The sequence below is a fragment of the Nocardia sp. genome (assembly GCF_025465275.1).
Classification (GTDB): domain Bacteria; phylum Actinomycetota; class Actinomycetes; order Mycobacteriales; family Mycobacteriaceae; genus Nocardia.
This window is the reverse complement of sequence record NZ_JAODNK010000215.1, coordinates 23,210-47,291: the sequence shown is the minus strand read 5'-3', so window position 1 is coordinate 47,291 and position 24,082 is coordinate 23,210. Positions and strand designations below refer to the sequence as shown.

The following is a 24,082-nucleotide window of genomic DNA, read 5'->3' as shown; positions in this document are numbered from 1 at the left end:
TTCAGCGGCGTCAAGCTCGCGGTCGACCGCATGAGCGCCCCCTACATCCAGGGCGCCTCGATCGACTTCGTCGACACCATCGAGAAGCAGGGCTTCACCATCGACAACCCCAACGCCACCGGCTCCTGCGCCTGCGGCGACAGCTTCAACTGAGCTAGCCTTACCAGCGCGGAACATCCCCCGGGAAGTTCCGCGCTGCACTATGTCCGGGCGGCAACACCTTTCGAGATTCGGGGGCAGAACTCCCGGGTTTTGTTGTCGGGGGTTCGGGGGCGCAGCCCCCAAGAAGCTCCTGGGGTTCGGGGGCGAAGCCCCTGAGAGCTCCGAGAGTTGGAGCTATCCGTCTCGGACAGTGTATTTTCTAGAGTGCGGACCCTTCGGTCCGTCCTCCCACCGGCCCCGCGACTGCCGTCCCGCATGCAGGTGTGCGCAGCGCACGTCACCAAAGGATCGACGCCCGTGACCATCGCCGTGTCCGCCTCCATCGCGACCGACCACCTCATGCGCTTCCCGGGGAAATTCTCCGATGTACTGCTGGCGGACAAGCTCGAACACGTTTCCCTCAGCTTCCTCGTCGACGATCTGGTCATCCGCCGCGGCGGCGTGGCCGGCAATATCGCTTACGCCATGGGCCTGCTCGGCCAGACCCCGCTGCTCATCGGCGCGGTCGGCCCCGACTTCGCCGAATACCGGCAGTGGCTGGAATCCAGTGGCGTCGACTGCTCCGCCGTGCGCATCTCCACCGAGGCGCACACCGCACGTTTCGTCTGCACCACCGACGAGACCATGGCGCAGATCGCGTCCTTCTACCCCGGCGCCATGAGCGAGGCCCGCGAAATCTCCATCGGCGCACTGGCTTCCGAGCGTGAGCTGGCGCTGGTGCTCGTGGGCGCGAACGATCCGGACGCCATGGTGCTGCACACCGCGCAGTCCCGCGAAGCCGGAATCCCGTTCGCCGCAGACCCTTCGCAGCAGCTGGCGCGCCTGGACGGCGAGCAGGCGCTGTCACTGATCGACGGCGCCGCGTACCTGTTCACCAATGAGTACGAGTGGAGCCTGCTGCTGCAGAAGACCGGGCTGACCGAGGCCGAAATCGGTGAGCGCGTGGGTATTCGGGTCACCACCCTCGGCTCCAAGGGCGTGAAGATCGTCGACCGCGACGGCACCGAGCTGCATGTCGATGTGGTCCCGGACAATGCCAAGGTCGATCCCACCGGCGTCGGCGACGGCTTCCGCGCGGGCTTCCTCACCGGACATTCGGCGGGCCTGTCCCTCGAGCGTTCCGCTCAGCTCGGCTCGCTCATCGCCGTTCTCATCCTGGAAACCACCGGCACCCAGGAGTGGACCCTCGACCACGACGTCGCACTCAAGCGCCTGCGCGAGGCCTACGGCCCCGAAGCGGCTTCCGAGATCGAAGCGATTCTCCGCTGAAACCTGCTGGACTCTTTCGTACCGCACGCTGATCTCGGGATCGGCGTGCGGTTTCTTTTGCGCCGATCCCCGGTCGTCCGCGACCGGCTATGTACGACAGCTCGTTTCGAAGGACCTGATGATGGTGGTACGGGTCGGCATTGTGGATCTCATTTCGACCCGGCCGGACAGCATGACACGAAGAGTGTTCCTGGAGGCGGTGCACGGTGCCACCGGCCAGGTGGCCGGTGACGAGAATCGGGTCGAGACAACTGTTTTCGGCATAGATCCGAGGGGTTCCGTCGACGAGGTCGATTGGCCTGCGCTGACCACCATGGATGCGTTGATCATCAGCGGCAGTGAACCCACCGGAACCGACATCAGCGCCGAACCCTGCCTGGCGATCATTTCGCGCATTCTCACCGAGTGCTCGGCCACAACGTCCGTGCTGTTCTCGTGCCAATCAGCCCACGCGGCACTGCATTTGCTCCACGGAATCGACCGCCAGCGGCTCCCCCGGCGGCGGCACGGCGTCTTCGCGCACACGATTCCGCTCCAGGCTGCTGCCACTACCCACCGGCAGATTGGGCCGGCAGTGGATGCCAGCCCATTCGCCGCAGGTCTCGCACACATCGCCGGCCTGCCCGGCTGCGCAGTACATGGAGGCAGCTCAGGTCTCGCGGCTGCCGCAGGCCCCTCCGACCATCCAGGTCTTGCGGGCGATGCAGGTCTTGCGGGCGATGCAGGCCCCTCCGACGATTCATGTCTTGCGGGTGATGCAGGTCGCTCACTGACCGCCGGTCTCGTGGGCACCGTGCCGGTCCCCCATTCCCGCTGGAACGCAATGACTTCCGCCGACCTCCGCGCAGCAGGCGTCCCCATCCTCCTCGATTCCGCCGAAGCCGAATGGCACCTGGCCACCTCCCCCGACGGCCTGCACCACGTCTTCGTCCAAGGCCACCCCGAATACCGCTGCGACACCATGGCCCGCGAATACCGCCGTGACCTCCGCCGCTGGATAGCCGACCCCACCCGCCCCTTCCCCGACATCCCCCTGAACTTCTTCCCCGCCGACACCCACCGGCAGCTCATCGACCACGCCACCCTGCTCCGCACCCGCCGAGACCCCGCCCTACTCGACGACCTCCCCCTCCCCGCAACCTTCGACGACGTCGCGCACACGTGGTCCCCACACGCACAACAGTTCTTCGCCAACTGGATTCACGCCATCCACGCCCGCTGCGCGACCGGCGCTCTGGTGCCCACTTACTGAACTCGCCCGCAGGATGACGCCATCACCCATCCCCTTACGCCATTCACCCCTCGTGGCGAGGCCCTCGGGGATCGACGAACCTGACGTCGCGATCTTGCTGGACACAGCGGTGGCCGATTCCAACCATGCACTCTGCGGCCGTCAGCGCGTGTTCAGACGTCGAGGTCGACTCGGCGGGCCACTTCCAGTTCGAGGGCAGCCCATGTCTTGAAGAAATCCCGGCGGATCCGCTTACCGAAATACAGTCTGAACAGCACGGCGAACGGACCTGTCACTCGCACGGTCTTGTGGCAACGGATACGACCCGCACCGAGATCCTCGAATCGGTTCTCGCCGACCAGTTTTCCGCCGGGCACCCTGCTCTGCGAACCCCATCGGCGCAGCGGCTCGACCGTTGTGATCATCCAGTTGACGCCGGGTCCGCCGCGCGGCTTGGACCATCCGGTGGTCCCGGGTGCGAAGGCCCCGTCCAGTCGGGCCGTCTGCTCGTGCGGATCCCATCCTGGACGCCCTTCCACGTCCGTGGCGGTCGCCCACACGCCCGCCAGATCCCCGCGGATGATCGTCTCGGCCGAAATCTCGTACATCACAAGAACTCCAATCATGTTGTCGCGACAACACTAATTGTTGTCGCGACTACATGCAAGCTCCAACCTGTACGCGGATTCCGTGACCTCCGGCCGAGCGCACACGTGATTGCGGAACGACTGAGGGCACAGGTAGGAGGAACCGTTCCGGTGGGACCGCTGACGGCACACCCTGATCCGGGGCAGGTCCGGGTGCTGCGATGGGACCCGGTGGCAATAAGCTGCTCACCATGGGCTCGGACCGTTTGTATTTTCGTCAGCTGCTCGCGGGGCGCGACTGGGCCGTCGGTGACCCGATCGCCACGCAGATGCGGAACTTCGCCTACCTGATCGGGGATCGGGAGAGCGGGGAGTGCGTGGTCGTGGATCCCGCGTACGCCGCCTCGGATCTGGTGGATATCGCCGAGGGCGACGGGATGCGGCTGACCGGCGTGCTGGCCACGCACCACCATCCGGATCATGTGGGCGGCACCATGCTCGGGTTCACGCTGAGCGGAGTCAAGGAGCTGCTCGAAAAGACCGATGTGGCAGTGCACGTCAATAACGAAGAGCTGCCGTGGGTCGCGAATGTCACCGGTATCGCGCCCAGCGAGCTGACCGGGCACGCGCACGGCGACAAGGTCAAGGTCGGCGACTTCGAGATCGAACTGCTGCACACGCCCGGACATACGCCGGGCAGCCAGTGCTTCCTGTTCGAGGACAGGCTGATCGCAGGCGACACCTTGTTCGTCGACGGCTGCGGCCGCACCGATTTCCCCGGCGGCAACTCTGACGATATGTTCCGCAGCCTGCGCTCTCTCGCTGCGCTGCAAGGCAATCCAGTCGTCTACCCCGGCCACTGGTACTCGGAAGAGCCCAGCGCAGACCTGTCCACGATCGTGCAGAAGAACTACGTCATGCGCCCGCAGACGCTCGATGAGTGGCAGATGTTCATGCCGAGCTGATCATGGCCGAAGCTCCTCGCCGATCGCGCCAACAACTCCTCGCCGATCACGCCCACAGCTCGTTCTCCTCTGCGTCATAGAGGAGATAGCGCCCTACGGTCAGATCGGCGAGGAAGCAGAGCACGGCGGTCGCGGAACTATCGACCGCTTTGGACCGGGTCCACCGCCGGTCGTAGCGGTCGGCAGGCAACACCCGCACGATGTTTCCCGCAGCCTCGATATCGACTTTCGCGTGCCGATAGATGGCCGGTAGTCGCGCGTTCCACACGTGCAACCCCGCCACGACAAGTCGTTGCAGCTGTGTATCGACCGGAATCCCCTGCTGCGTAAACACATACGCGGCCACATCCCCCGGCGATGCCACAGCTCCCGCTGGTAACACCACAAATTCGTAGCTCACCACTCAAAGGTAGCGCCGACCACCGACAACCTTGCCCGCGCTTTCAACGCGAAAGCGCCCGCTCCGAAACCGTTCGGAGCAGGCGTTTTTCGGTATTTTCAGGCACTCAGACGTTCTGGTATCGACCAACTCGAAGCAGCCACGGCCGACCGCTGGAGCGCCCCGGGGCCCGGGCAACCGAGCCCGGGCTCCTCGTGCAGGTTCACCGACTCCGCGGCCGCACGCGCCACCGCGCCGGCCATGGAGGTGTCGTCGGTCCACTCCCCCGGCGCCCACCACCGAGATCGCCGCAGTCGCCTCGATACCCCTGGAACCGCGCGCCGAGGCGATGGCCGTACTCAGGCCATGGTGCGCAGCCAGCCGTGGCTGTCCGCGAACGTGCCACGCTGAATGCCGGTGAGGGTGTCGCGCAGCGCCATGGTGACCTCGCCGGGTTCGCCTCCGCCGATGGTGAATTCGCGCTCGGCGGACTTCACTGTGCCGACCGGCGTGATCACTGCAGCGGTCCCGCAGGCGAAAACCTCGGAAATCTCACCGGATTCAGCGCCCTTGCGCCACTCCTCCACCGAGATCTTCCGCTCCTCCACCTTGTAACCGGAGTCGGCAGCCAGCGTCAGCAGCGAGTCGCGGGTAATGCCCGGCAGCAGCGAACCGGACAGCTCCGGCGTCACCAGCCGCGCCTCCGAACCGGTGCCGAACACGAAGAACAGATTGTTGGTGCCCATCTCCTCGACGTACTTGCGCTCACACGCGTCCAGCCAGACGACCTGGTCGCAACCCTCCTCGGAAGCCTGCTTCTGCGCCAGCAGCGAGGACGCGTAATTACCCGCGACCTTCGCCTCACCGGTGCCGCCGGGAGCCGCGCGCACGTATTCGGTGGACAGCCACACCTTCACCGGCTTCACACCACGCGGGAAATACGCGCCGGCCGGAGAGCCGAGCAGCAGGTACTTGTAGGCGCTGGCAGGCTTCACACCCAGTCCGGCCTCGGTGGCGAACATGAACGGCCGCAGATACAGCGACTCCTCGCCACCGGCCGGCGGCACCCACGCGGAGTCGACCTCGAGCAGTTGCCGCACGGATTCGATGAACAGCTCTTCGGGCAGCTCGGCCATGGCCATGCGGGCCGCCGACCGCTGGAAGCGCGCCGCATTGGCGTCGACGCGGAAGGTGGCGATGCTGCCATCCGCCTGCCGATACGCCTTGAGACCCTCGAAGATGGCCTGTCCGTAGTGGAACACCATGGTCGCCGGGTCCATGGACAGCGGGCCGTAGGGCTTGACCTCCGCATTGGTCCACTGCCCGTCGAGGTAATCGATGGACACCATGTGGTCGGTGAAGAATCGCCCGAAACCGGGCGCCGCGAGAATCTCCTGTCGCCGCTCCGCCGGGGTCGGGGCGGGATGCGGGGTACGGGTGAATTGCGCGGCAACTGTCATGGGTTGGAGTCTAAAACCTCGGGTGCCGAATGGAGCGATCCGGCCTCCCAGCATTGTCCGGACCGGGCAATCTGGGGTGCCACCGATAGGGTGAGGCCGTGTATTCGCAGTCTCCGCCCGCCGCCCGCTCGAACCGGCCCTGGGTGCTGGCATTGATCATTGTGACGGCGTTGGCGGCCATTGCCGTTCTCGTTGTCGCTGCGATGCAACCGGGGCGGGTGGTGGCCGGAAACGCGCTTCCCGCAGACCAATACGGGCCGCAGGACACTGCGACGCATACGCCCTCCACCACTACTACGACGACGACCGCGGCGAAAGCTGTGATCCCCGCTGTGACGCCAGGCTGGCAGACCGCCTACTCCGTGTCCCGCAGTGCGGCATACGACGTGCCCGCCGACTGGAAAGTGCCGAGTCCGACCACCATTGTGGGATTCGAAGGCAATGGGCTGCGGGCGGTCATGAGCGGGGCATCGAATTTCAACGAGAAGGCGTGCGGGGACTACAGCCCCCGGGCGATCGCCGGAATCACCGGATCGAAGATCGCCGATCTGGCCGGGGCGGCGCGCGATGTGGCCGACACCTGGTCCAAGGCCGCCACGGCCGACAGCGGGAATTCGAACTCGACGATCACGCTGAGCGCTGCCGAAACACTCACCATTCAGGGGCGGGCCGCCGCGCATGTGACAGCCACGATCACCAATCAGGGGCCGGTCGACTGCAAGAACACGCCCTCGGCCGTGCTGCATGCCGTCGCGCTCACCGACAAGATCGGGCAGGCCGTGGTCATGGTCATCTACGCAGACCAAGGCGTTGCCGACGCTGCCACCGCGGACACCATGCGGAAGATGTACACCACGGTCCGGCCTGCCAATCTCGCGCAGGCCGACTGCAAACAAGACAACGTAGTCGTCGGCACCTGGTGCTGAGGCCCTCGGCCTAATCGTGCACTCAGCCACCTGTTCAGGCGGAAAACCGCCCGCCAGGGCCGCTTAGTGCACGATTAAGCCGATCTGCTTCAGGCAGTGTGGGATTCGACGAACGGCGGCTTGACGACCTCACACTTGAGGCGACGTCCACGCACATCGACCTCGACCTCATCGCCGGGCTCGATGCCGGCGGCAGTGTCGAGCAGCGCAAGCGCAATACCCACCTTGAGCGTGGGCGAGAAAGTGCCAGAGGTGGTTTCACCGACCTGCTCGTCACCACGCATCACCGTCTGGCCCTGACGCAGCACGCCACGGTCGACAGCCTTGAGCCCCAGCAGAATTCGCCGCGGGCCGGCAGCCTTCTCCTGCTCCAGTGCAGCCTTGCCCCAGAACTCCGGCTTCTTCCAGCCGACAGCCCAGCCCGTGCGCGCCTGCAATGGCGAAATATCAACGGACAGTTCATGTCCGTGCAGCGGATACCCCATCTCGGTGCGCAACGTATCGCGCGCTCCGAGCCCAGCGGCCTGGCCGCCGGCAGCCTCGACCTCGGCCACCAATGCCCGGAACACCGCCCCAGCGTCATCCCAGCGCGGCAGCAGCTCATAGCCCTGCTCGCCGGTGTAACCGGTACGGCATACACGCACCGGACGGCCGTCCCACTCGGCGTCTTCGTACGCCATGTACTCCATCTCGGTAGGCAACCCGAGCTTAGTGAGCACCTCCGCAGCCTTCGGCCCCTGCACCGCGAGCACCGCATATTCGCGATGCTGATCAGTCACAGTGATCCCCTCGGGCGCGACCTTCTGCAGCTCCGCCACCACCGCAGCAGTATTCGCGGCATTCGGCACGAGGAAGATCTCGTCATCACTCACGTAGTAGGCGATCAAATCGTCGATCACACCACCCTCGGGCGTGCAGCACAGCGTGTACTGCGCCTTCCCCGGGCGAATCCGATTGAGGTCATTGCTCAACGCCGAGTTCACAAACGCAGCAGCCCCCGGCCCCTTGACCGTGGCCTTCCCCAGGTGGCTGACATCGAACAGCCCCACCGTGGTCCTGACAGCGGTGTGCTCCCCCACGGTCCCCGCATACGAAACCGGCATCTCCCACCCCCCGAACGGCGCGAAGGTAGCGCCCAACTCGACGTGGACGGCATGAATAGGCCCCTGCAGCAGCTTCTCGTCGGTCACCCGAAGCAGCTTATCGGTCCGGGATAGCGGCCGTGATGCCGGTAATTCGCTACGCCATCTGATCGTGGAACCCAACCAGCGAACTGCCGGTGCCATCCGCGATACCGAACCGCAGTGCGGCAATCTGCCGGTCGGCGCGGCATCTGGTCGCCGTAGCCCTCCTATCTGCATCGATGGCAATGCCGCCCGGCTATGGAGGTCAAACGCTGCGATAGAGTCTGCGGGAAGTTAGCGGTCGAGGGAGCAGTATGTCGTTCGAAGTGAATCCCGATGGCCTCCGCGCCGCCGCGGGGGCCATTGCTCTGCTGACCGGTCAAATAGATGGCGCACCCCACCTCGGTGCCGGACCGGTTGCCGAGAAGCTGCCGGGATCAGCGACCGGTGCCGCTCTCAGCAAATCCGACCCGCTGAGCAGTCAGGCCAAGAAGGTCCTGAAAGCGCGATTCAACGAGTTCTCCGCAGTCCTGGTAGTGGCAGCGGACACCTTCCACGGCACCGATCAGGACGCAGCCCAGCGTCTCGCCGCCCTCACCGATTTCAACTCCGGCGACCCCCATGCGGGCGGCAACTGATGCCCACCCCTGCTCAACTCGCCACCTGGGACCTATCCGGCCTCCAGACCAACGCCGACAATGCCACCAAGATCGCCGACGCCATCGTCAAATCCTCCGGCGCCATGCACGACACCATCTATAACCTGCTGTGGCAGGGCGCATCCCGCCAATCGGCCGAGGGCAGAGCCGATCGCGAGCAAACCCAAATGCGCGCCATAGCCACGGCCTACGACGACCTGTCCACCGCCTGCGCGGGCGCCGCCCGCGACCTCGCCGATCCCCTGGCGAAAATCCGCTCCATCCTCCAGCACTACGGCGGCTCGCCCGTCGCAGTGGCCGACGACTGGACTGTCAGCGGCGTCGAGGACTGGAATTCCGAAGCGGGAATCGAACTTTCGAAGCTGTCCGGCTTGGTTGCGACGCTCGAAGCGATCGACAGCCAATGGGGCGCGCAAATCGCTGCGGCCAATGGGGAGCTGGCGGCGATGGCTCCCGCCGCGGCACTGGTCGCAGCCAACACCGAAATCCAGAACGACAAGACCTCGGACACCAGAGCCGATCCCGAGCGAATTCGCACCTCTGCGGCGGCATTCGAGCAGGTCTTCGGACGACCGCCGGTGGGCACCAGTGATTGGGCAACCGCCGAGTCGCTGAATCCGAAGAGCTACGATCCGAAATACCAGGGCGTCGAACCGGAGGTCCGAGTCGTCCGCATCACTCCGGTCCCGGGGCAGGGTGTGGTGCGCACCGGCCAATTCATCGAACAGCGCGATGTCACCTCAACACCCAAGGGCACCAATCCTTTCCCGCGCGACCGTGGCGACAACCGCACCACCGACCCCAATTTCGACCCCGAACACACGCGCGTGACCGCCTATGTCGACTACGACAACGGCATCGTGGTGATGCGGCAGAACCCGTCCGTGGAACAGAACAGCGACGGAACACCCGGTGAGGTGAAAGTCGCAACTCCGGAGGGTCGCGTCTGGCAGAACCCGGACGGCGCGGTACGCGTTCAATACGACGCGGCGAATCCATTCGCGCCGAGCGTGGCAAAGAGCCATTGGGCTCTCGGCGACCATACGATCACTGTGAATGGCGATCTGGTCTTCACACCGGGAGACAAGGGTGTCCAGGTCAATGGCACCCGAACCGATTACCCGTCACTGGAGGTCTACCAGGACCGTCCGAACGGCCAGACCAGCACGGTCGCCATCGATTCGGCGGTCACCGGCAGATCATGGGGTCCGGCGATGAACCTGCCTTTCCATCACGACATCGGCTCAGGCGCCAAGGCTTTCTCGGATTTCTACGATTGGAATCCCGACTACGACACCAAGACTGCGATCAAGCCGTCGACAGTATTCGGTCCCGTCACCGCACCGCCCCACGTTCCAGTACTCGTGCCCAAAGGAATGATCTGATGTCACTACGGTCACAATCGGAAGTCCGGTACTGGCGGGCCGCAACATGGAGCGTCGCCGCGCTTCTCGTCATGCAGTCACTGATATTCGGGGCAAGCGTCGCGATCATCAACCTGGATGGTTCCGATTACCCACTCCGCGCATTCCTGATCACGACCGGTGTCAGCGCCGTAGCCGCGATCCTGCTGTTCCGGCGAGGTCTCGGCACCGCACGGGCAGTCGCCTGGGCCGCAGTCGCAACGACCGGAACATGGCTTGTCACATCAGTTTTCGAGATGTGCCTTTACAGCAACGTAGGGATTGTGTGGTGACTGCACTCAACAACGAACAGAATCTGCGTACCAGGGGCCCCTGGTTCGGGCGAGCGTCGTTCATCAGCGCGGCTGTCGGCGGTTTCCTGAACGTCACGTCACTGTTCACCCTCGGCTTCGCGTATTTCTTCCTAGCGCTGTTCTTCCTGATCGAGCTCATAGTGATCGCAGCACTGTGCCTCGCCGGCGGACGATCACGCCAAATCGGAACAGGCCTCGCAATAACCTTCCTCAGCGCACTGACGCTCATCGTCCTGATGCTGTGCTTGACATGGGTCCGGGAAAACTTGCTGCGGTGACGGCCACCGGTACAGGTTCGAGGTACGCAACCAGCCGCTGCTCGTCCAGCACTTCGATCTGCTGACCTCGCGCGTGTAACTCAGCTACCCTGCGAGCCTTCGTCGTGGTGAACCTGGCAGCGTCACAACCGGTAAACCGGTCACCAATCACCAGGCATGTGGTGCGCTTGGTGACGTTCTTCGCCGGAGTCGCACCGTGGTCCGCGATCGCGTCCCATGCCTGCTGGCGGGTCATCGAGGTGAGATCGCCTGTGAACACGACGATCTGGCCATAGAGCGGGTGGCTCGGATCAGTGCCGGCGATCTCGGGCATGACCAATTCTTCACGGGAGAACACTGATCGGCGCGGCCGACTGACCTGCAGCGCCGGCCGGAACGGCAGGTCGACCTTCATTCGTTCGAGCACTACCATCTGCTCGAGCTCACCCAGCGAATCAACCCCAGCCCTCGCCGCGAGCGCAAGCACGATATCGGCGGCGGCCCTCGCATCGGCTGCGGCGTCGTGGTGGGCGATCAACGAGATATCCAGTGCGCCAGCGACATCCGGCAGTCGATAACCGTCGAGATCGAGGTGCCGCCGCGACATCGCCAGGCTGCAGCTAAATTCCCAACGCGGGGCTTCGATTCCGCTGTGGCGGCACGCTTCTCGGATAGCGCCGCTGTCGAATCCGGCGTTGTGCGCAACCAGGGGAAGGTCTCCGACCACCTGGTGCACCTCCGGCCAACGCTGCGCGAACGTGGGCTGGTCCGCGACCATCGCAGGCCGGATGCCATGCACGCGAATGTTGTGTGGTGAGAAGAAGTCCACTGCGGCAGGAGGACGGCACAGCCATGAGTAGGTCTCTTCGCGAATACTGTCGCGAACGATCGTGACACCAACCGCGCAGATGCTCCCCCGGGAGGAGTTTGCGGTCTCGACGTCGATTGCAGCGAACGACAATCCCGTCACTGTCACCGCACCACGAGCGGCAGCGGGCGAGCGGCCTTGTCGTCCTGTTCGATCAGGAACGGGCGCGCTACCCGCAGCGCCTCGAACTCCGCCCACCGATCAGCGAGATCCGCGATGCCATGCGCCAAACACAATGCCGGACGGACGGTTTCATCAATCTCACGCAGTGGCGGAGTAGCTACCCTCGGATGCGCAACAGCGGGCCACTGCGGACGAATCAGCTTGCTGGACAGGGTTTCCTGATGCTCGGTGAACCGCTCGTCCACCACCGCAACCTCGTCTAGGACCGCATCCACAGTCGCATCGAGGTCGACAACACCCATCTCCGCCGTGCCTGCAACCACCTCACCGTCACACCAGATCGCGAAACACCCAGCCGTAAGCGTCGAGATCACATCCTCCTGATCGAGTCCAACCACCCAAGCGCCCGTTAGCCGCGAAAGCCCCATCCCCCGACCAACATTCACATGCCAAATAACCAACCGGTCGCCCACTTTATCGAGCACAACAACAAGCGACAGCACAGTCTGGTTCATCATGCTCATGGCGCTCCGAGTCCTCTGCGGACAGTCTGCACCGGCCACCGTAGAGCATGGGTCCGACATGCCGCCAGTTTCGGGGCCGGTACCGAAAAGTGCCAGAAGCTGCCACTGCTTGCGCGATTTGTGCCATTAGTCCAGTTTCGAAGCGGGTCAATCGAGCAGCCGGAATACATTGCTAGACAGCATAACTCGATACATCTTCACAGACCGGTCAGCGTAGGGATGACGTCGCCCGACAGGTTCCACTCGATCTCCTCCCCGCAAACCCGGGCGTGAGTGAAAATCATGGAGTATCCGAGCAGGACCCGGAGCGAGACAGGGGGAGGCATGGAGGTTCACATCTACACCGATGGCGCGTGCAGTCCGAATCCTGGACCAGGAGGATGGGGAGCCGTATTGCGTTACGGCACTCGCGAACTCGAATTACACGGCGGCGATCCCGGCCCTACGACCAACAACCGCATGGAGCTGACAGCGCCGATCCGGGCACTGGAGCGGCTCGAGCGCCCTGCACAGGTGCGGATCTTCACCGACAGCACCTATGTGCGCGACGGGATCACCTCATGGGTTCTGAAGTGGCAGGCCAACGGGTGGCTCACGCAGAAGAAGGAGCCGGTCAAAAACGCGGACCTCTGGCAGCAATTGCACGCCGCCTGCTCCGTTCACGAGGTCGAATGGGAGTGGGTGAAAGGGCATGCCGGGCATCCCGACAACGAACGAGCCGACCGATTGGCGGTGCAGGGTGCGACCGAGGCCGGCGGGTACGGCGGGCAGCCGGGCGCCTCGACACCGCGTGAGCGTTCTCCGCGCAAAGCTGTCGGCCCAGCCACGAACCCCTGTCGCGCCTTGACGAAGTCGGGCACGGCCTGCCCGAACGCCGCTCGCGAATCCGGGCTGTGCCATATTCACGACCCGGCGCTGCAATGCGGCGCGATCAATCGAAAAGGCAAACCATGCGGCATCGCCACCGGAGGCGGCCGCTGCAAAACCCATTACGACGTGCCTGATTCGAGGACCGATACGACGCCATCGCTGCTCGACCTGGCCGGTTCGTGAGCACCGAGATCTGAAAGGCTGCCGATACCTCCATCTGGCCCCGTGCTCACCGTGCGAGCCGCCCGGACGCGCGACCAGTGGGGCGTGGCACCGTCATTCCCCGGGAGCTACCTGCGACCTTCTGCGGAATCGACATACCTCTTCACCACATCAACTAATGTCGCCTCGTGGCCGACACACAGCCGCCCTCCCTATCCCGCCGTGGACCGCGCCGCAAGCGGCCGGTCACTTTCCGCTTGCACGCGACAGTCGTGGGCACCGAGCCGCCACTGTTCCGATGGCTGGATGTCTCCTCCGAACTGTTCCTCAACGACCTCAATGAGGTCATCGGCGCATCCTTCGGCTGGGTCAACCGTGCCTCCCACGAATTCCGTTGCGGCGCAGCCTTCGACGACCCGACCGCAGATCGCTACATCTGCCCCGAAGCAGTCGCCGACGGCGACCCCGCCGTCCCCGAGGAACAGGTCCGCTTGGACGAACTCCTCACCGCCCCAGGCGACACCCTGTTCTACATCTACGACTTCGCCAACCCCTGGGTGCACCACATCTACGTCGAAGAGATCCTGCCCCGCACCGCGAAAATGCCCCGCGCCTGCTGCGCGGGCGGTCGGCGCGACTGCCCCGCAGACGTCGCGGGCGGCATAGCCCGATACGAATACTTTTCCCGCAGAGCGGATCCGGACGACGAAGGCGAATCCTTCCACTACGTCAGCCCGGAAGACATCATCACCGAATCCGACTACGCCGAACCCAGCCCCTTCGTCATCGAAGAGATCAACTGGGCACTGGCCAGTCAGTTCGGCTACGGACGTGACGTGAGGTAGCCGATTCGCGGGCCGACTACTCGTCGGCCAGTTCCTGGAAGATCCGCGCCCGATGCCACGCGAAATTCGGTTCGCGTGAACTTGTCCCACAATAGCGGGCCATGGCGGCCGGATCAGCCTGTTGGACAGCGTGTCCAGGTCCTCAATGAACCACCCATCCACCGTCGCAACCTCGGCCAGCACCACTGACGCGAACGAACCTCGCACAGGATGTGCCATTCCGTGCCAACCTGATCGAAGCGACAGTCCTTCTGCGAACCCGACACCGATACTTTAATTGCGGCTGAGGGCATTCGCGGATATCGAGAGAAGCTCTGGGGGGTTGTCGATGCCTGATATGCGATTCGAGAAACGACGCCAGTGGGTTGAAGAGCAGCTGACCGGGTTCGGCTCGCTATCGGCAGTGCACCGGCGATTCCTATCGGTGCCGCTCATGCGAAGTGGTTGGCACGTCCTCATCGACCGCAGCGAGCCCTTCCCGCCTCCGGGGCGGGCCGGCGCGTTCGCGGTCGGACCGACCGGGGTCTTTGCCTTCGTCTTCTCGGACAACGTGCCCGATCGAAGCGACCTGACGCGGGTCCGGGTGCGCGCCGAAGAAACGTTCGTCAACGTGACGGCAGGCCGGAATCAGTACGTGCCACATATGATCGAACTGCTGGTGTTGACCGACCAGGTTACGCTTCCGCCGCTCTCGGGCGTCTACACCATGCTCGACCCGAAGACCCTGCCTCAGTATCTGTTCGAGAACGCCGCGCAGCTGGCTCGACAGCGTGCCCGCGACATCGCGTTCGGCGTCGCAGCCCGGTTCGACCGGTTCGAGCTGATTTCGGCCGATGACGCACCCAGTGCCGAAACCGTACTCGCAGACGGGCTCTTCGAAACCGCGGATCTGCGCGAAGACGAGCGCAGCCGAATGCTGAAGCGCCCGTTCAAGGACTGGATGACATTTCTGGATCCGCAGCAGCTGGATCTGGTGTACCGAAACTTCAACGGCCCCGCCCGGTTCAGTGGTCCCGCAGGGACGGGCAAGTCTGTTGTCGCCATCCATCGCATGGCTCATTTCGCCAAGCACCATCCCGGCCGAATGTTGTTCACCAGCTTCGTGAAAACCCTGCCGACCTATCACCAGTCCGGTTTCCTGCAGCTTGCACCGCACGCCGAGAGCCGGGCACAGTTCATCGGTTTACACGCTTGGGCGAAAGGCTTTCTGCGCGGCCGGGGAACAGTTATCGAGCCGGACGACGGACAGATTGAGGACACCTTCAGCCGCGTCTGGCGTGGCGTGGCACGTGATCACCTCACGCCGGTCCATCCCAGTCCGTCCTATTGGAAGGACGAGATCCACCGGATCATCAAGGGGCGCGGACTAACCGCCCTTGAGGAGTACCAACAGCTTGAACGCAAACACCGTCATGGTGTCTTGCTCGGCAATTCACAGCGGGCAATCGTCTGGAACGAGCTGTTCGACCCTTACCAGGCCTTGCTGGCCGAGCGTGGCCTGAAAGACTTCAACGATCTCATCACCACTGCCACCGACGAATTGCGCGCCGCACCGCAGGACGACCCCTACGGATTGGTCGTAGTCGATGAAGTACAGGACTTCACCTTTGTGGAGCTCCGCCTGGTGCATCAGATCGCCGGAGGAACCTCTACCTCCCGACTCCTGCTCGTCGGAGACGGCCAACAGCAGGTATACCCGGGCGGCTGGCGAATGCGCGACGCCGGTGTACCTATCGTCGGACGTGGGGCCAAGCTCCAAATCAACTATCGAAACCGTGAGGCCATCCTTGCGTTCGCACAGCAGGTAAACGCGGTCAACACCGTGGACGACCTGGACGGTGCACCCAGTTTCACCCTGCGAGACAGCGAAGCGGTACTGCCTGACGGCACAGCCACTCTGGAAACGGTCGCAGCCAACGCGGTCGACACGCGCGTGGTCGATCAGATACGCGACTGCGGCTTCGCCCCCGGCGACATCGCGGTGATCACGACAACCCGAAAAGATGCGAAACACCTACGACAATTACTGGAGCGCAAGGGTTTTCACGCCCTATCCCTGGAACACTACGACGGCACCGACGATACACGCATCAAGGTCGGAACGGTCCACCGCGCGAAGGGCATGGACTTCGCCGCCGTCCTGCATATCGTCCGCGAATCCGCCCTCCCCGATGATGCGGAACTGTCCGCGCGCCAAATCATGGTGGCCCGCAGCCGAGCCCGCGACTATGTCTGGGAGTGCCGTATCCAGGGCTGATGAGGCTCGACAGGGCCAGCAGCTTGGCGTCGACGCTTCCAATAATCATTCGATCTATACCAGGTCTCGGCCGTGCTGGCGTCCTCAAAACAGTAACTGCGACAAGGGGGATAATGAATACCGCACCACCGAACTGGTATCCCGACCCTCAGGACGAGGGCTTTCTGAGGTATTGGAACGGCACTGAATGGACAGCCGACCAAGTACCCAACCCTGCCATGGACACCACCGACCAGACCCGTGACGCCGTCCCGCAGGCTGAGAAGGTTCCGCTGTTCGGTACCCGCGCTTATGCGAAGCGGCAATCGCAGGAGCTCGCGGACGCGCTCACCGAAAATCAAAGGCTACAAGCGCAATTGGCGAGCATCGGAGGACTCGAGGTCGCCGAACTGCAGCGGCTGCGGGGGCAGCTCGCAGCGCAGATCATCGATCAGCAGACGCTGCTGGGGAGCCTGCGCACGCAAGTTGTTAGCACCCGAGAGGAGCAGGTGCTCCAGGAGATCGGCATCTACGAATACCGCCACCCCTTATCGGACGCGGTCGCTTACCGCGACGCGCTCAAGCACCTACAAGGTGAAATCAAGGCGCTGGCTCGCCGCGACGGCGGCGCTATCGAGGCATCGCTTACCTGGACGGTCAACGGGTCGATCACTGAAGGCCGCAAGATGATCCGCGAATACTCGATGCTGATGCTGCGCGCCTACAACGCCGAAGCCGACAACCTCGTCCGCAGTCTCAAACCGTACAAACTGAACTCGGCGCTCGAACGCCTCGACAAGATCTCTATCACCATCGAACGACTGGGCAAGACGATGCAGCTGCGTGTAGCCCCGTATTTCCACGAACTCCGCCGCCGCGAGCTCGGGATGACCGCTGATCATCTTGAGATGCTCGCCCGCCAGAAACAAGCCGAGCGCGACGAACGCGACCGCCTGCGTGAGGAACGCAAAGCCCACGAAGAACTCGCCCGCGAGCGAGCGAAACTCGAACAACAGCAACAGCAGGCCCGCGACGCCCTCACCGCGCTCGAATCCGCACACAAAGACGACACCGCGGACGCGGACGACCTGCGAGCACGGTTGGAAGCGCTGGAACGTGCCATCACCACCATCACCGACCAAGAGGGCGACATTCGCATCGGCCATGTGTACGTCATCTCCAATATCGGCGCGTTCGGCGAGGGAGTTGTCCAGATCGGCATGACTCGCCGCTACGACCCGTCGGACCGCATCCGCGATCTGAGCAATGCATCGGTGCCGTTTCGATACGACGTCCACGCACTGTTCTACGCCGAGGACGCGGCCGGAATCGAAGCCGAGTTACATCGCCGTTTGGCGCACAAGCGCGTCAATCAGGTCAACCAGCGTCGCGAATTCTTTTACGCCACACCTGCAGAGGTACGCCAGCACCTACAGGCACTGACGGGACAGCTCCTCGAGTTCAACGAGCTCGCTGAAGCCGTGGAGTACCGCCAAAGCCTCACTGTTCCCCGCGACACCAGCCAGCAATGATCGCGCGTGTGATCTCGCCGGTTTCTCATACTTGGTGAGGCTGGGCACGGCAGGATGGACAGCATGCCGGAAGCTAAGGGCCAGTTGACGATCCAGACAAATGGCAGCGCCGATGACCTGTTCCAGCTCCTCGAATGGTTCAACGATGACGATGAGCTCCGGGGCCAAGTGAGCTTGCCTCCCACCCGGATTCGTCCGGGGCAGATGGGTGACCTCTATGACGTGCTTGTCGTTGCTGTCGGCGCGGGCGGAATCGCACCTGCGCTGGCCCGGTCCCTGACAGCGTGGTTCACCGTCCGCCGATCCGATATCGCCGTCACCCTCAAGATCGACGGTCACACAGAGATCACCATCGACGCCAAACGAATCAAGACACCAGAGATCACCCAGGCATTGCAGAGCATGCTCGAACGGCCCAACAACCCACAGTGACACCAGATCCGGATCGCAGCGAGTGGCGGGCCGCCCTGATCGGGGTGAGCCGGTACATCGATCCAGAATTCCCCGACATCCCGGCTGCTGGCAACAATGTCGCGGACCTCGCCCGGCTCCTGACTGCTCCCAGCGGCAGTGCACTTGCCAAAAGCCAATGCGATGTTCGAACCGATCCCGAGCACAACACGGAAGTCGGAACAGCGGTCGCTTCAGCCGCGCGAGAAGCCAAAGGTGTCCTGTTGGTGTATTTCGCCGGACACGGCGTGGTCGACCGGCGCGGGCGACTGTACTTGGCGCTCACCGGCACCAGCCGTGATCACCCAGAGTGGAGTTCAGTCCCGTTTGCGACGATGCGCGATGAAATCATCGCGAGCCCGGCCCGCACACGCATCCTAATCCTGGACTGCTGCTTCTCCGGACGAGCGTTTGAGGCAATGGGAACACCCTCCTCGCTCATCGACGGCCAAATCGACATCCAGGGCACCTACACCATCGCGTCCTCCGCAAAGAACGAACCATCGATCGCGCCCGAAGGCCACCGCCACACCGCTTTCACCGCGGCTCTACTCAGCGCCGCCACCACCACCGGCCTCACCCTCGATCAGCTGTACCAGAAGATAGACCAGACCCTGCACCGCGATGGCTACCCCCGACCCCAAAGACGAAGTGTCAACGTTGCCGGTGAACTGTGCCTGTTCACCCCACCCGACGTCCGACCGCTCTCCAGCGGCGATGTCTCGATCGCGCCGATCATCGAACGACCTGCCGGCCCAGGTATCGATGTCGACATGCTTTTCGAGTGTGGCCGGCGCTTCGCCGACCAGGGCGACCTCCGCCAAGCAGAGTCTGTGTGGCGGCAAGCCGCATCGCAAGGACACACCGGCGCGATGAACAACCTCGCCAACCTGCTTCATGGGCGGGGACAAGCCCGCCAAGCGCACGTGTGGTACGGCGAAGCCGCCGAGCGAGGCAACGTCGACGCCATGGGCAACCTGGCAATCCTGCTGCACCAAATACAACAACTGCGGGACGCTGAACTCTGGTGGCGCCGAGCGGCAGAAGCCGGCAACACCGACGCCATGTACAACCTCGCCATCATGCTCGATAAATCCCGACACCTCGACGAAGCCCTCACTTGGTACCAGCGGGCCGCCGAAGCCGACCACACTGACGCGATGCACAACCTCGCGATTCGACTCCGCTATCGCGGACAAATTTCCGAGGCCACCACCTGGTGGCAGCGAGCCGGGCACCAACGGGCACAACGCACCAACGAGAAGCTACGCGGTCCGGTCTCACAAAGACAGTCACAGTAAGCTGAACCATCACTTCTTCAATCTTGTTGTGGCTGTGTCGGTTTAGCCAGCCTGGGTCCAGAAGAAGAACTGTTCCACCGTGAAGATCGGCTTGCCGTAGGCAATCGCCGTCTTGGCCTTTCCCGACTGTGATCCGGCTTCTGCGGTGATCAGGGCATCGCATTTATTCTTGGTGACAGTCTTCACCGGTACGAGCCCACGAGCTGCAGCTAGATTTTCCATCTCACTTCGGGTCCGCTCGTTCCCGTCCTCGTCGATGCATGTTCCGGTGAAGCAGACCCGAGTTCCCGCGACGAGGACGGCGTTGATGTGCTGTTCGCTGACATCAACGTCGGAATCGAGGATGGTGTGTCCGAGCCGGGCCTCAACGTCACGGAGAAGCCGATTCGTCCGGTTATCCATATGGACCTGTTGGGCTTTGGTGCGCAGGTAATCCGCCAGGACCTGCCCAGGGGTCGAGGAGGAGGGGATAACGCCACCAACCTGAAAGCAGTCCGGCCCAAAGCCTCGTGACAGGAGGTACCCAGTTCGGGGTTCCGCCGGGGGAAAGACGTCAGCGGCACTGACAACCGCCACCGAACGCCTCGAAATATCTCGGGCGGCGTGGGCACGGTCAAGTGCCCGAAAAGCGTTGAGCCGTCGCAAGTCCAACTGCGACAGGTTCGAAACGTTGAGCTCGATCCCAACGGGCATAGGTGCGACATAGCCGTTGCGCTTGAGCTCGTAGTCGAGGTATCCGAGGTGCCGGTCGATATCGAGGCCGATGGGGGTTCGCCCGGCTAAGTGAGGAGCCAGCGCGGCCCATGCCTCGATCAGCAACGGGGCGAACTGCACATCGCCCGCAGTGATCCCGTAAACACTGCGAGCGTCACCGAGATCACGAGTGGGGTTGATCAGCGTAGCGACCTCGGTGCCGTCGTCGGTCACCAGCGCAATCTCTACTGGCCGCGGCTTCCACGCCCGCCCTTCATCACCGACGGTGCAGACACCGAGATACACATTTCCGCGCGACCGCGTTTCAGGTCTGGCCGACTGAAGGAAGCGGCGAATTCGCTGATCCACCTTGAGGTCTCGTGGTTGAACTGCACGCCGAAGCACCAGGCCTTCCATCGATGTGCACCGGCTGAGCGCCACATACAGCTGCCCGTCAGCGAAAGTCCCTCCACTGAGGTCAACCACCAGACGGTCCAGAGTCTGACCCTGGCTCTTATGGATCGTGATGGCCCACGCCAGGCGGAACGGCAACTGGGTATATGTTCCGATCACTCGATGACGGAGTGCCCCACTCTCGAAGACCGGCCGGCTGACCTCCCACGTATGCGGGCCCACTTCGACCTCACTGCCGCCAGGAAGTTCGACCGTAACGACAAGATCACCTCGGTCGACTCGACACCCGGTGACACGCCAGATGGTTCCGTTTACCCATCGATCACTGGAGTCATTAGTCAGGAGCATGACTTGCGCCCCGACCTTATACTCAAGATCGTCGTCAGTTGGCTTCTCGAATCCATCCAATTCGCCTGTCTTCGTCGCCCTTTGCTGCGATTTAAGGCCGGGAAGCAGGCCGAGCATCTCCCGGTTCCGGGCACCCGCGATCCGATTGGTCGTAGTTAAGGTCAGCCAAAACTCGTCGATTGGGGGACGAAAGGTTTCATCGGTTCGCGAGTTCAGTTCCGCCCGAGCCCCGTCCAGCAAAGCTCCCTCGCGCGCGGCATTAAGGATATCGACGAGTCGCGGGTCGCCAATCTGGCGAAAAACGGTGGTGAGCTCAACCGTAGGGAAGTGCTCGCGACTGTAGCTATCAGCGGAGAAGAAGTACGGGGATGCGTATCTAGTCTGGAAGTAGTCCTTCTCGCTCTCAATCACCATCGCCGACCAGCACCAACTGAACCCCACCGAAGCGGGTTTCGGGCCTCGGCCCAAACCGTTCCAATGCGAGGACCAGGAGGTCGAACAGGTCGGCCCGCACCATCGAAGCCTCGTCGATGATCAGCGTGTCAAGCTTGCGCAGGATGGGGGCGAACCGACCCGGAGAGTAGCTACCCGACCGGATATCCTCTGGGGTGCTTGCCGGTCGAAACGCGAATAGCCGGTGGATCGTGTAGCCCTCGACATTGAGAGCAGCAATACCCGTAGGTGCTGCCACGACCACATTCCTGCCCGTAGTCGCTAGGAATTCGCGAATCAGCGTGGATTTCCCTGTGCCTGCCTACCGGTGAGGAAGAGGTTTTCGCCTCGCTCCAGACGCGACAGCGCATCCTTGAACTCGCCGGTAAGCGTGAGACCGGCGGTACGTTCAACGACCAATCTTCGTCCCCTATCGCTGTCATGACACCTGTCGCGAACTTGATCGCTCCGATCTGCCTGCCGGTTACATGCTCGAATATTTATACGGCTCAGTATGTTTCGTCAGGACACCAATGCCCCCGGCCTGAGCGGAGATAACCCGGACGCCAACGACACTCCGCCACACCCAGATGCCCACCACCTTGTCCACGAAACCCGTTGGCATCCATAGGTTCCCAACAGCACTTGGCCTCTACCCTCGCCCAGAACGTCACGCCGCCAGCCTGCTCCTGCCGTCATATCGGCCATGTATCCACGAACGACCTTGGCGCTCAACACAACGCGTACTCTTTGAGCCATGGAGTTGTTGCGCCAGTTCATATCTGAGATCACGCCCTCGAGCGCTGAAGTTCCAAGCAAGGCATGAAACTGGAAGGCAACCAACCGGGCTTCGCCTCACCGTTCGGAGATATCACTCTTGCGTGACCATATGGCGGATTCCACTTGCCCACTGGACATTTCGGTCAATTGCCCCAGCTGAAGTAACACTGATCCATCCACACTCCGATCCCACCAGTACACCCATCTACTCACGGGAGAGTAATGCTCGGCTTCGCAATCGTCGATCGGCAACCGACCGCAGGCGCCACTGCCGTCTGGGTGACCAGCCGCATCGGAAGCACCAGAGTCAACAACACTAACGCGGTCGTCATCGCGCACGACGATCCCGAGTACGACATGAAGGTCCGTGCGCTTACAGCAGGCCGATCGGTCGTGCTCACAACCGGTACGGTGTCACCTGTCGGCTTCGTGCACGCCGTCCACCTCGACACATTCGATGACCTGATCAGGCAAACCGCCACACACCAGGACCGCATCTGTGAGGCGATCAGCGACTACAACTCACGCAACCATAAAGACCTTGTGATCCCCCGCTTTCCGCCGACGCCCGTGCTCGCTCCACCGAACGAAGACGAACCGCAGTACCGCGCGCTGGCGGTCGCCGACTACGCCGGCGAAGTGTGGGCAGCATGGCTGTTCACCGACGAGCAACGTCACCGCCGCACGATGGCGCCCAAGACCGGCGAAAGCCCGTGGATCATGCCAGCGGAACTCAATAGTCAGACCATCGCGATCCTCCCCGACGAGTTCGCGGACCGTGTGCAGCCGGAGCCCCTGGCCTGATGTTCGACTACACAGCCATTGATTTCGAGACTGCGAACTCCTACCGCGGATCGCCTTGTGCGGTCGGTCTCGTCCGTGTCCGCGATGGGGTGGTGGTGGACGAACGCAGTTGGCTGATCCGTCCCCCGGAGGAGGTTAACTACTTCGACGCGTACAACACTGTGCTGCACGGCATCAGCGAGGAAACCGTCGCGCATGCGCCAAGCTGGGAGCAGATCCTGCCAGCGATCGTCGACTACATCGGCGACGACGTCGTTGTTGCTCACAATGCAGGCTTCGATACCGGCGTCATCCGATATGCCTGTGCAGTCGACCGAATCGAGTGGCCGGGCCTGCGATTCCTGTGCACGATGGTGCTGTCTCGCCGTGTTCTGTCCCTGCCTTCGTATCGGCTTCCGTATGTCCTGGAGTCGCTCGGCGGGTCGATCGACGACCATCACGATCCGCTCGCAGATGCCAGAGCCGTGGTGGACTTGGTTCGTGGGCTGGCCCGGACGCAAAACGCTGTCGATCTGGAGGAGCTAGCCAGTTCGGTTGGTGTTCGCATCGGCACGATGGCTGGCGGTATTTACAAAGGCAGTGTTGCGATTTCCGGGGGTACCAGATCCCGACTGGTGCGGCCTGAACTCGATCCGAACGCCGACCCCGACGGCTACCTCTACGGCAGGCTCGTCGTTTTCACCGGCACCCTGATGTCCATGACCAGGCACATCGCCTGGCAGGAGTGCGCTCGAGTCGGCGCACTGGCCGACAAAGACGTTACGAAGAAGACGAACGTCCTCGTCGTGGGCGACATCAATCCTGCCGTGCTACGCCCAGGTTCGAATGTCACAGGCAAGGCTCGCAAAGCATTCGAGCGTCAGGATAAAGGCCAGGACATCGAGGTCATGACCGAGGACGATTTCCTCCGATGTCTCGAGGGCAAACCTCTAGACGAGACCAGACGCCCGACCTGGTAGACAGT

The 24,082-nt window shown here is 63.1% G+C and carries 23 protein-coding genes and 2 pseudogenes; 17 read left to right on the top strand and 8 right to left on the bottom strand.

All coding sequences use genetic code 11. The annotated features are described in order from the left end of the window. The 3 genes from JWN03_RS42785 to JWN03_RS42775 form a co-directional block, all read left to right on the top strand. A partial coding sequence (locus JWN03_RS42785) for a HesB/IscA family protein (RefSeq protein ID WP_297628229.1) occupies positions 1-153 on the top strand: 153 nt, incomplete at its 5' end. A gap of 306 nt (positions 154-459) precedes the next feature. Continuing rightward, positions 460-1,431: a carbohydrate kinase family protein gene (locus JWN03_RS42780; RefSeq protein WP_297628228.1), complete on the top strand. Its 972-nt coding sequence runs from the start codon at positions 460-462 to the stop codon at positions 1,429-1,431. Between the two features lie 121 nt (positions 1,432-1,552). Next, on the top strand, positions 1,553-2,683 hold the full coding sequence (locus JWN03_RS42775) for a homoserine O-acetyltransferase/O-succinyltransferase family protein (RefSeq protein WP_297628226.1): 1,131 nt from the start codon (positions 1,553-1,555) through the stop codon (positions 2,681-2,683). Positions 2,684-2,835: 152 nt separating this feature from the next. Here JWN03_RS42775 and JWN03_RS42770 read toward each other — a convergent pair whose 3' ends face one another. After that, the gene (locus JWN03_RS42770) at positions 2,836-3,270 is read right to left on the bottom strand and encodes an SRPBCC family protein (protein WP_297628224.1); all 435 of its coding nucleotides are present in this window, start codon (positions 3,268-3,270) and stop codon (positions 2,836-2,838) included. Between the two features lie 230 nt (positions 3,271-3,500). On the opposite strand from JWN03_RS42770, the gene JWN03_RS42765 reads away from it, so the two are divergent. Next, positions 3,501-4,214: an MBL fold metallo-hydrolase gene (locus JWN03_RS42765; RefSeq protein WP_297628222.1), complete on the top strand. Its 714-nt coding sequence runs from the start codon at positions 3,501-3,503 to the stop codon at positions 4,212-4,214. Positions 4,215-4,260: 46 nt separating this feature from the next. Here the strand turns inward: JWN03_RS42765 and JWN03_RS42760 are convergent, their stop codons facing one another. Both JWN03_RS42760 and JWN03_RS42755 read right to left on the bottom strand, forming a co-directional pair. Continuing rightward, a complete protein-coding gene (locus JWN03_RS42760) occupies positions 4,261-4,614 on the bottom strand; it encodes a hypothetical protein (RefSeq protein ID WP_297628220.1) in 354 nt (117 codons plus the stop codon). A gap of 338 nt (positions 4,615-4,952) precedes the next feature. Continuing rightward, positions 4,953-6,053: a branched-chain amino acid aminotransferase gene (locus JWN03_RS42755; protein ID WP_297628218.1), complete on the bottom strand. Its 1,101-nt coding sequence runs from the start codon at positions 6,051-6,053 to the stop codon at positions 4,953-4,955. A gap of 98 nt (positions 6,054-6,151) precedes the next feature. Here JWN03_RS42755 and JWN03_RS42750 point away from each other — a divergent pair, with 98 nt between their 5' ends. Continuing rightward, positions 6,152-6,979, top strand: coding sequence for a hypothetical protein (locus tag JWN03_RS42750; RefSeq protein ID WP_297628217.1), 828 nt, complete (start codon positions 6,152-6,154; stop codon positions 6,977-6,979). Between the two features lie 89 nt (positions 6,980-7,068). Here JWN03_RS42750 and gcvT read toward each other — a convergent pair whose 3' ends face one another. Then, positions 7,069-8,169 (bottom strand): glycine cleavage system aminomethyltransferase GcvT, encoded by a 1,101-nt coding sequence (gcvT, locus tag JWN03_RS42745; protein ID WP_297628215.1) that lies wholly within the window; start codon positions 8,167-8,169, stop codon positions 7,069-7,071. A gap of 248 nt (positions 8,170-8,417) precedes the next feature. On the opposite strand from gcvT, the gene JWN03_RS42740 reads away from it, so the two are divergent. The 3 genes from JWN03_RS42740 to JWN03_RS42730 all read left to right on the top strand — a co-directional run bounded on the left by JWN03_RS42740 (position 8,418) and on the right by JWN03_RS42730 (position 10,757). Beyond that, positions 8,418-8,741, top strand: a complete 324-nt coding sequence (locus JWN03_RS42740; RefSeq protein WP_297628213.1) for a type VII secretion target — start codon at positions 8,418-8,420, stop codon at positions 8,739-8,741. After that, on the top strand, positions 8,741-10,147 hold the full coding sequence (locus tag JWN03_RS42735) for a hypothetical protein (RefSeq protein ID WP_297628211.1): 1,407 nt from the start codon (positions 8,741-8,743) through the stop codon (positions 10,145-10,147). The genes JWN03_RS42740 and JWN03_RS42735 overlap by 1 nt, the downstream gene beginning before the upstream one ends. 307 nt (positions 10,148-10,454) lie before the next feature. Then, on the top strand, positions 10,455-10,757 hold the full coding sequence (locus tag JWN03_RS42730; protein WP_297628210.1) for a hypothetical protein: 303 nt from the start codon (positions 10,455-10,457) through the stop codon (positions 10,755-10,757). Here JWN03_RS42730 and JWN03_RS42725 read toward each other — a convergent pair. Next, positions 10,705-11,706 (bottom strand): exonuclease domain-containing protein, encoded by a 1,002-nt coding sequence (locus tag JWN03_RS42725; RefSeq protein ID WP_297628208.1) that lies wholly within the window; start codon positions 11,704-11,706, stop codon positions 10,705-10,707. The two genes, JWN03_RS42730 and JWN03_RS42725, sit on opposite strands and share 53 nt — an antisense overlap. A 2-nt stretch (positions 11,707-11,708) precedes the next feature. Beyond that, on the bottom strand, positions 11,709-12,251 hold the full coding sequence (locus JWN03_RS42720; RefSeq protein WP_297628206.1) for a hypothetical protein: 543 nt from the start codon (positions 12,249-12,251) through the stop codon (positions 11,709-11,711). A 324-nt stretch (positions 12,252-12,575) separates the two neighbouring features. Here JWN03_RS42720 and rnhA point away from each other — a divergent pair. From rnhA to JWN03_RS42690, 7 genes and pseudogenes are all read left to right on the top strand, one after another. Further along, positions 12,576-13,010 (top strand): annotated as a pseudogene (gene rnhA, locus JWN03_RS42715) (ribonuclease HI); the annotation flags it as partial. A 461-nt stretch (positions 13,011-13,471) separates the two neighbouring features. Continuing rightward, positions 13,472-14,128 carry a plasmid pRiA4b ORF-3 family protein gene (locus JWN03_RS42710; protein WP_297628204.1) on the top strand — a complete coding sequence of 219 codons (657 nt, stop codon included), beginning with the start codon at positions 13,472-13,474 and terminating at the stop codon, positions 14,126-14,128. A 328-nt stretch (positions 14,129-14,456) separates the two neighbouring features. Beyond that, positions 14,457-16,385, top strand: coding sequence for a UvrD-helicase domain-containing protein (locus JWN03_RS42705; protein ID WP_297628203.1), 1,929 nt, complete (start codon positions 14,457-14,459; stop codon positions 16,383-16,385). Further along, positions 16,385-16,591 (top strand): annotated as a pseudogene (locus JWN03_RS45715) (DUF2510 domain-containing protein); the annotation flags it as partial. The gene JWN03_RS42705 and the pseudogene JWN03_RS45715, both read left to right, overlap by 1 nt. Positions 16,592-16,603: 12 nt before the next feature. Continuing rightward, on the top strand, positions 16,604-17,896 hold the full coding sequence (locus JWN03_RS42700; RefSeq protein WP_297628201.1) for a DUF4041 domain-containing protein: 1,293 nt from the start codon (positions 16,604-16,606) through the stop codon (positions 17,894-17,896). 63 nt (positions 17,897-17,959) lie between these two features. Continuing rightward, entirely contained in the window at positions 17,960-18,328 is a 369-nt protein-coding gene (locus JWN03_RS42695) for an effector-associated constant component EACC1 (RefSeq protein ID WP_297628199.1), read from the top strand. Next, positions 18,325-19,647 carry a caspase, EACC1-associated type gene (locus tag JWN03_RS42690; RefSeq protein ID WP_297628197.1) on the top strand — a complete coding sequence of 441 codons (1,323 nt, stop codon included), beginning with the start codon at positions 18,325-18,327 and terminating at the stop codon, positions 19,645-19,647. Before JWN03_RS42695 ends, JWN03_RS42690 begins: the two co-directional genes overlap by 4 nt. Positions 19,648-19,689: 42 nt before the next feature. Here JWN03_RS42690 and JWN03_RS42685 read toward each other — a convergent pair whose 3' ends face one another. Beyond that, the gene (locus JWN03_RS42685) at positions 19,690-21,516 is read right to left on the bottom strand and encodes an AAA family ATPase (protein WP_366914564.1); all 1,827 of its coding nucleotides are present in this window, start codon (positions 21,514-21,516) and stop codon (positions 19,690-19,692) included. Next, positions 21,506-21,799, bottom strand: coding sequence for an AAA family ATPase (locus tag JWN03_RS45710; protein ID WP_366914563.1), 294 nt, complete (start codon positions 21,797-21,799; stop codon positions 21,506-21,508). The genes JWN03_RS42685 and JWN03_RS45710 overlap by 11 nt, the downstream gene beginning before the upstream one ends. Before the next feature lie 737 nt (positions 21,800-22,536). On the opposite strand from JWN03_RS45710, the gene JWN03_RS42680 reads away from it, so the two are divergent. Together JWN03_RS42680 and JWN03_RS42675 are read left to right on the top strand one after the other, a co-directional pair. After that, a complete protein-coding gene (locus JWN03_RS42680) occupies positions 22,537-23,118 on the top strand; it encodes a hypothetical protein (RefSeq protein WP_297628195.1) in 582 nt (193 codons plus the stop codon). Further along, on the top strand, positions 23,118-24,077 hold the full coding sequence (locus JWN03_RS42675; RefSeq protein ID WP_297628193.1) for an exonuclease domain-containing protein: 960 nt from the start codon (positions 23,118-23,120) through the stop codon (positions 24,075-24,077). The genes JWN03_RS42680 and JWN03_RS42675 overlap by 1 nt, the downstream gene beginning before the upstream one ends. The last annotated feature ends 5 nt before the right edge of the window (positions 24,078-24,082 follow it).

Bases quoted from the DNA above. Each gene is read 5' to 3' on its own strand.
- JWN03_RS42685 (WP_366914564.1), bottom strand. From the start codon at position 21,516: ATGGTGATTGAGAGCGAGAAGGACTACTTCCAGACTAGATACGCATCC.
- JWN03_RS42680 (WP_297628195.1), top strand. From the start codon at position 22,537: ATGCTCGGCTTCGCAATCGTCGATCGGCAACCGACCGCAGGCGCCACT.
- JWN03_RS42695 (WP_297628199.1), top strand. From the start codon at position 17,960: ATGCCGGAAGCTAAGGGCCAGTTGACGATCCAGACAAATGGCAGCGCC.
- JWN03_RS42705 (WP_297628203.1), top strand. From the start codon at position 14,457: ATGCCTGATATGCGATTCGAGAAACGACGCCAGTGGGTTGAAGAGCAG.
- JWN03_RS42770 (WP_297628224.1), bottom strand. From the start codon at position 3,270: ATGTACGAGATTTCGGCCGAGACGATCATCCGCGGGGATCTGGCGGGC.
- JWN03_RS42755 (WP_297628218.1), bottom strand. From the start codon at position 6,053: ATGACAGTTGCCGCGCAATTCACCCGTACCCCGCATCCCGCCCCGACC.
- JWN03_RS42765 (WP_297628222.1), top strand. From the start codon at position 3,501: ATGGGCTCGGACCGTTTGTATTTTCGTCAGCTGCTCGCGGGGCGCGAC.
- JWN03_RS42720 (WP_297628206.1), bottom strand. From the start codon at position 12,251: ATGAGCATGATGAACCAGACTGTGCTGTCGCTTGTTGTTGTGCTCGAT.
- JWN03_RS42775 (WP_297628226.1), top strand. From the start codon at position 1,553: ATGGTGGTACGGGTCGGCATTGTGGATCTCATTTCGACCCGGCCGGAC.
- JWN03_RS42735 (WP_297628211.1), top strand. From the start codon at position 8,741: ATGCCCACCCCTGCTCAACTCGCCACCTGGGACCTATCCGGCCTCCAG.
- JWN03_RS42700 (WP_297628201.1), top strand. From the start codon at position 16,604: ATGGACACCACCGACCAGACCCGTGACGCCGTCCCGCAGGCTGAGAAG.
- JWN03_RS42675 (WP_297628193.1), top strand. From the start codon at position 23,118: ATGTTCGACTACACAGCCATTGATTTCGAGACTGCGAACTCCTACCGC.
- JWN03_RS42740 (WP_297628213.1), top strand. From the start codon at position 8,418: ATGTCGTTCGAAGTGAATCCCGATGGCCTCCGCGCCGCCGCGGGGGCC.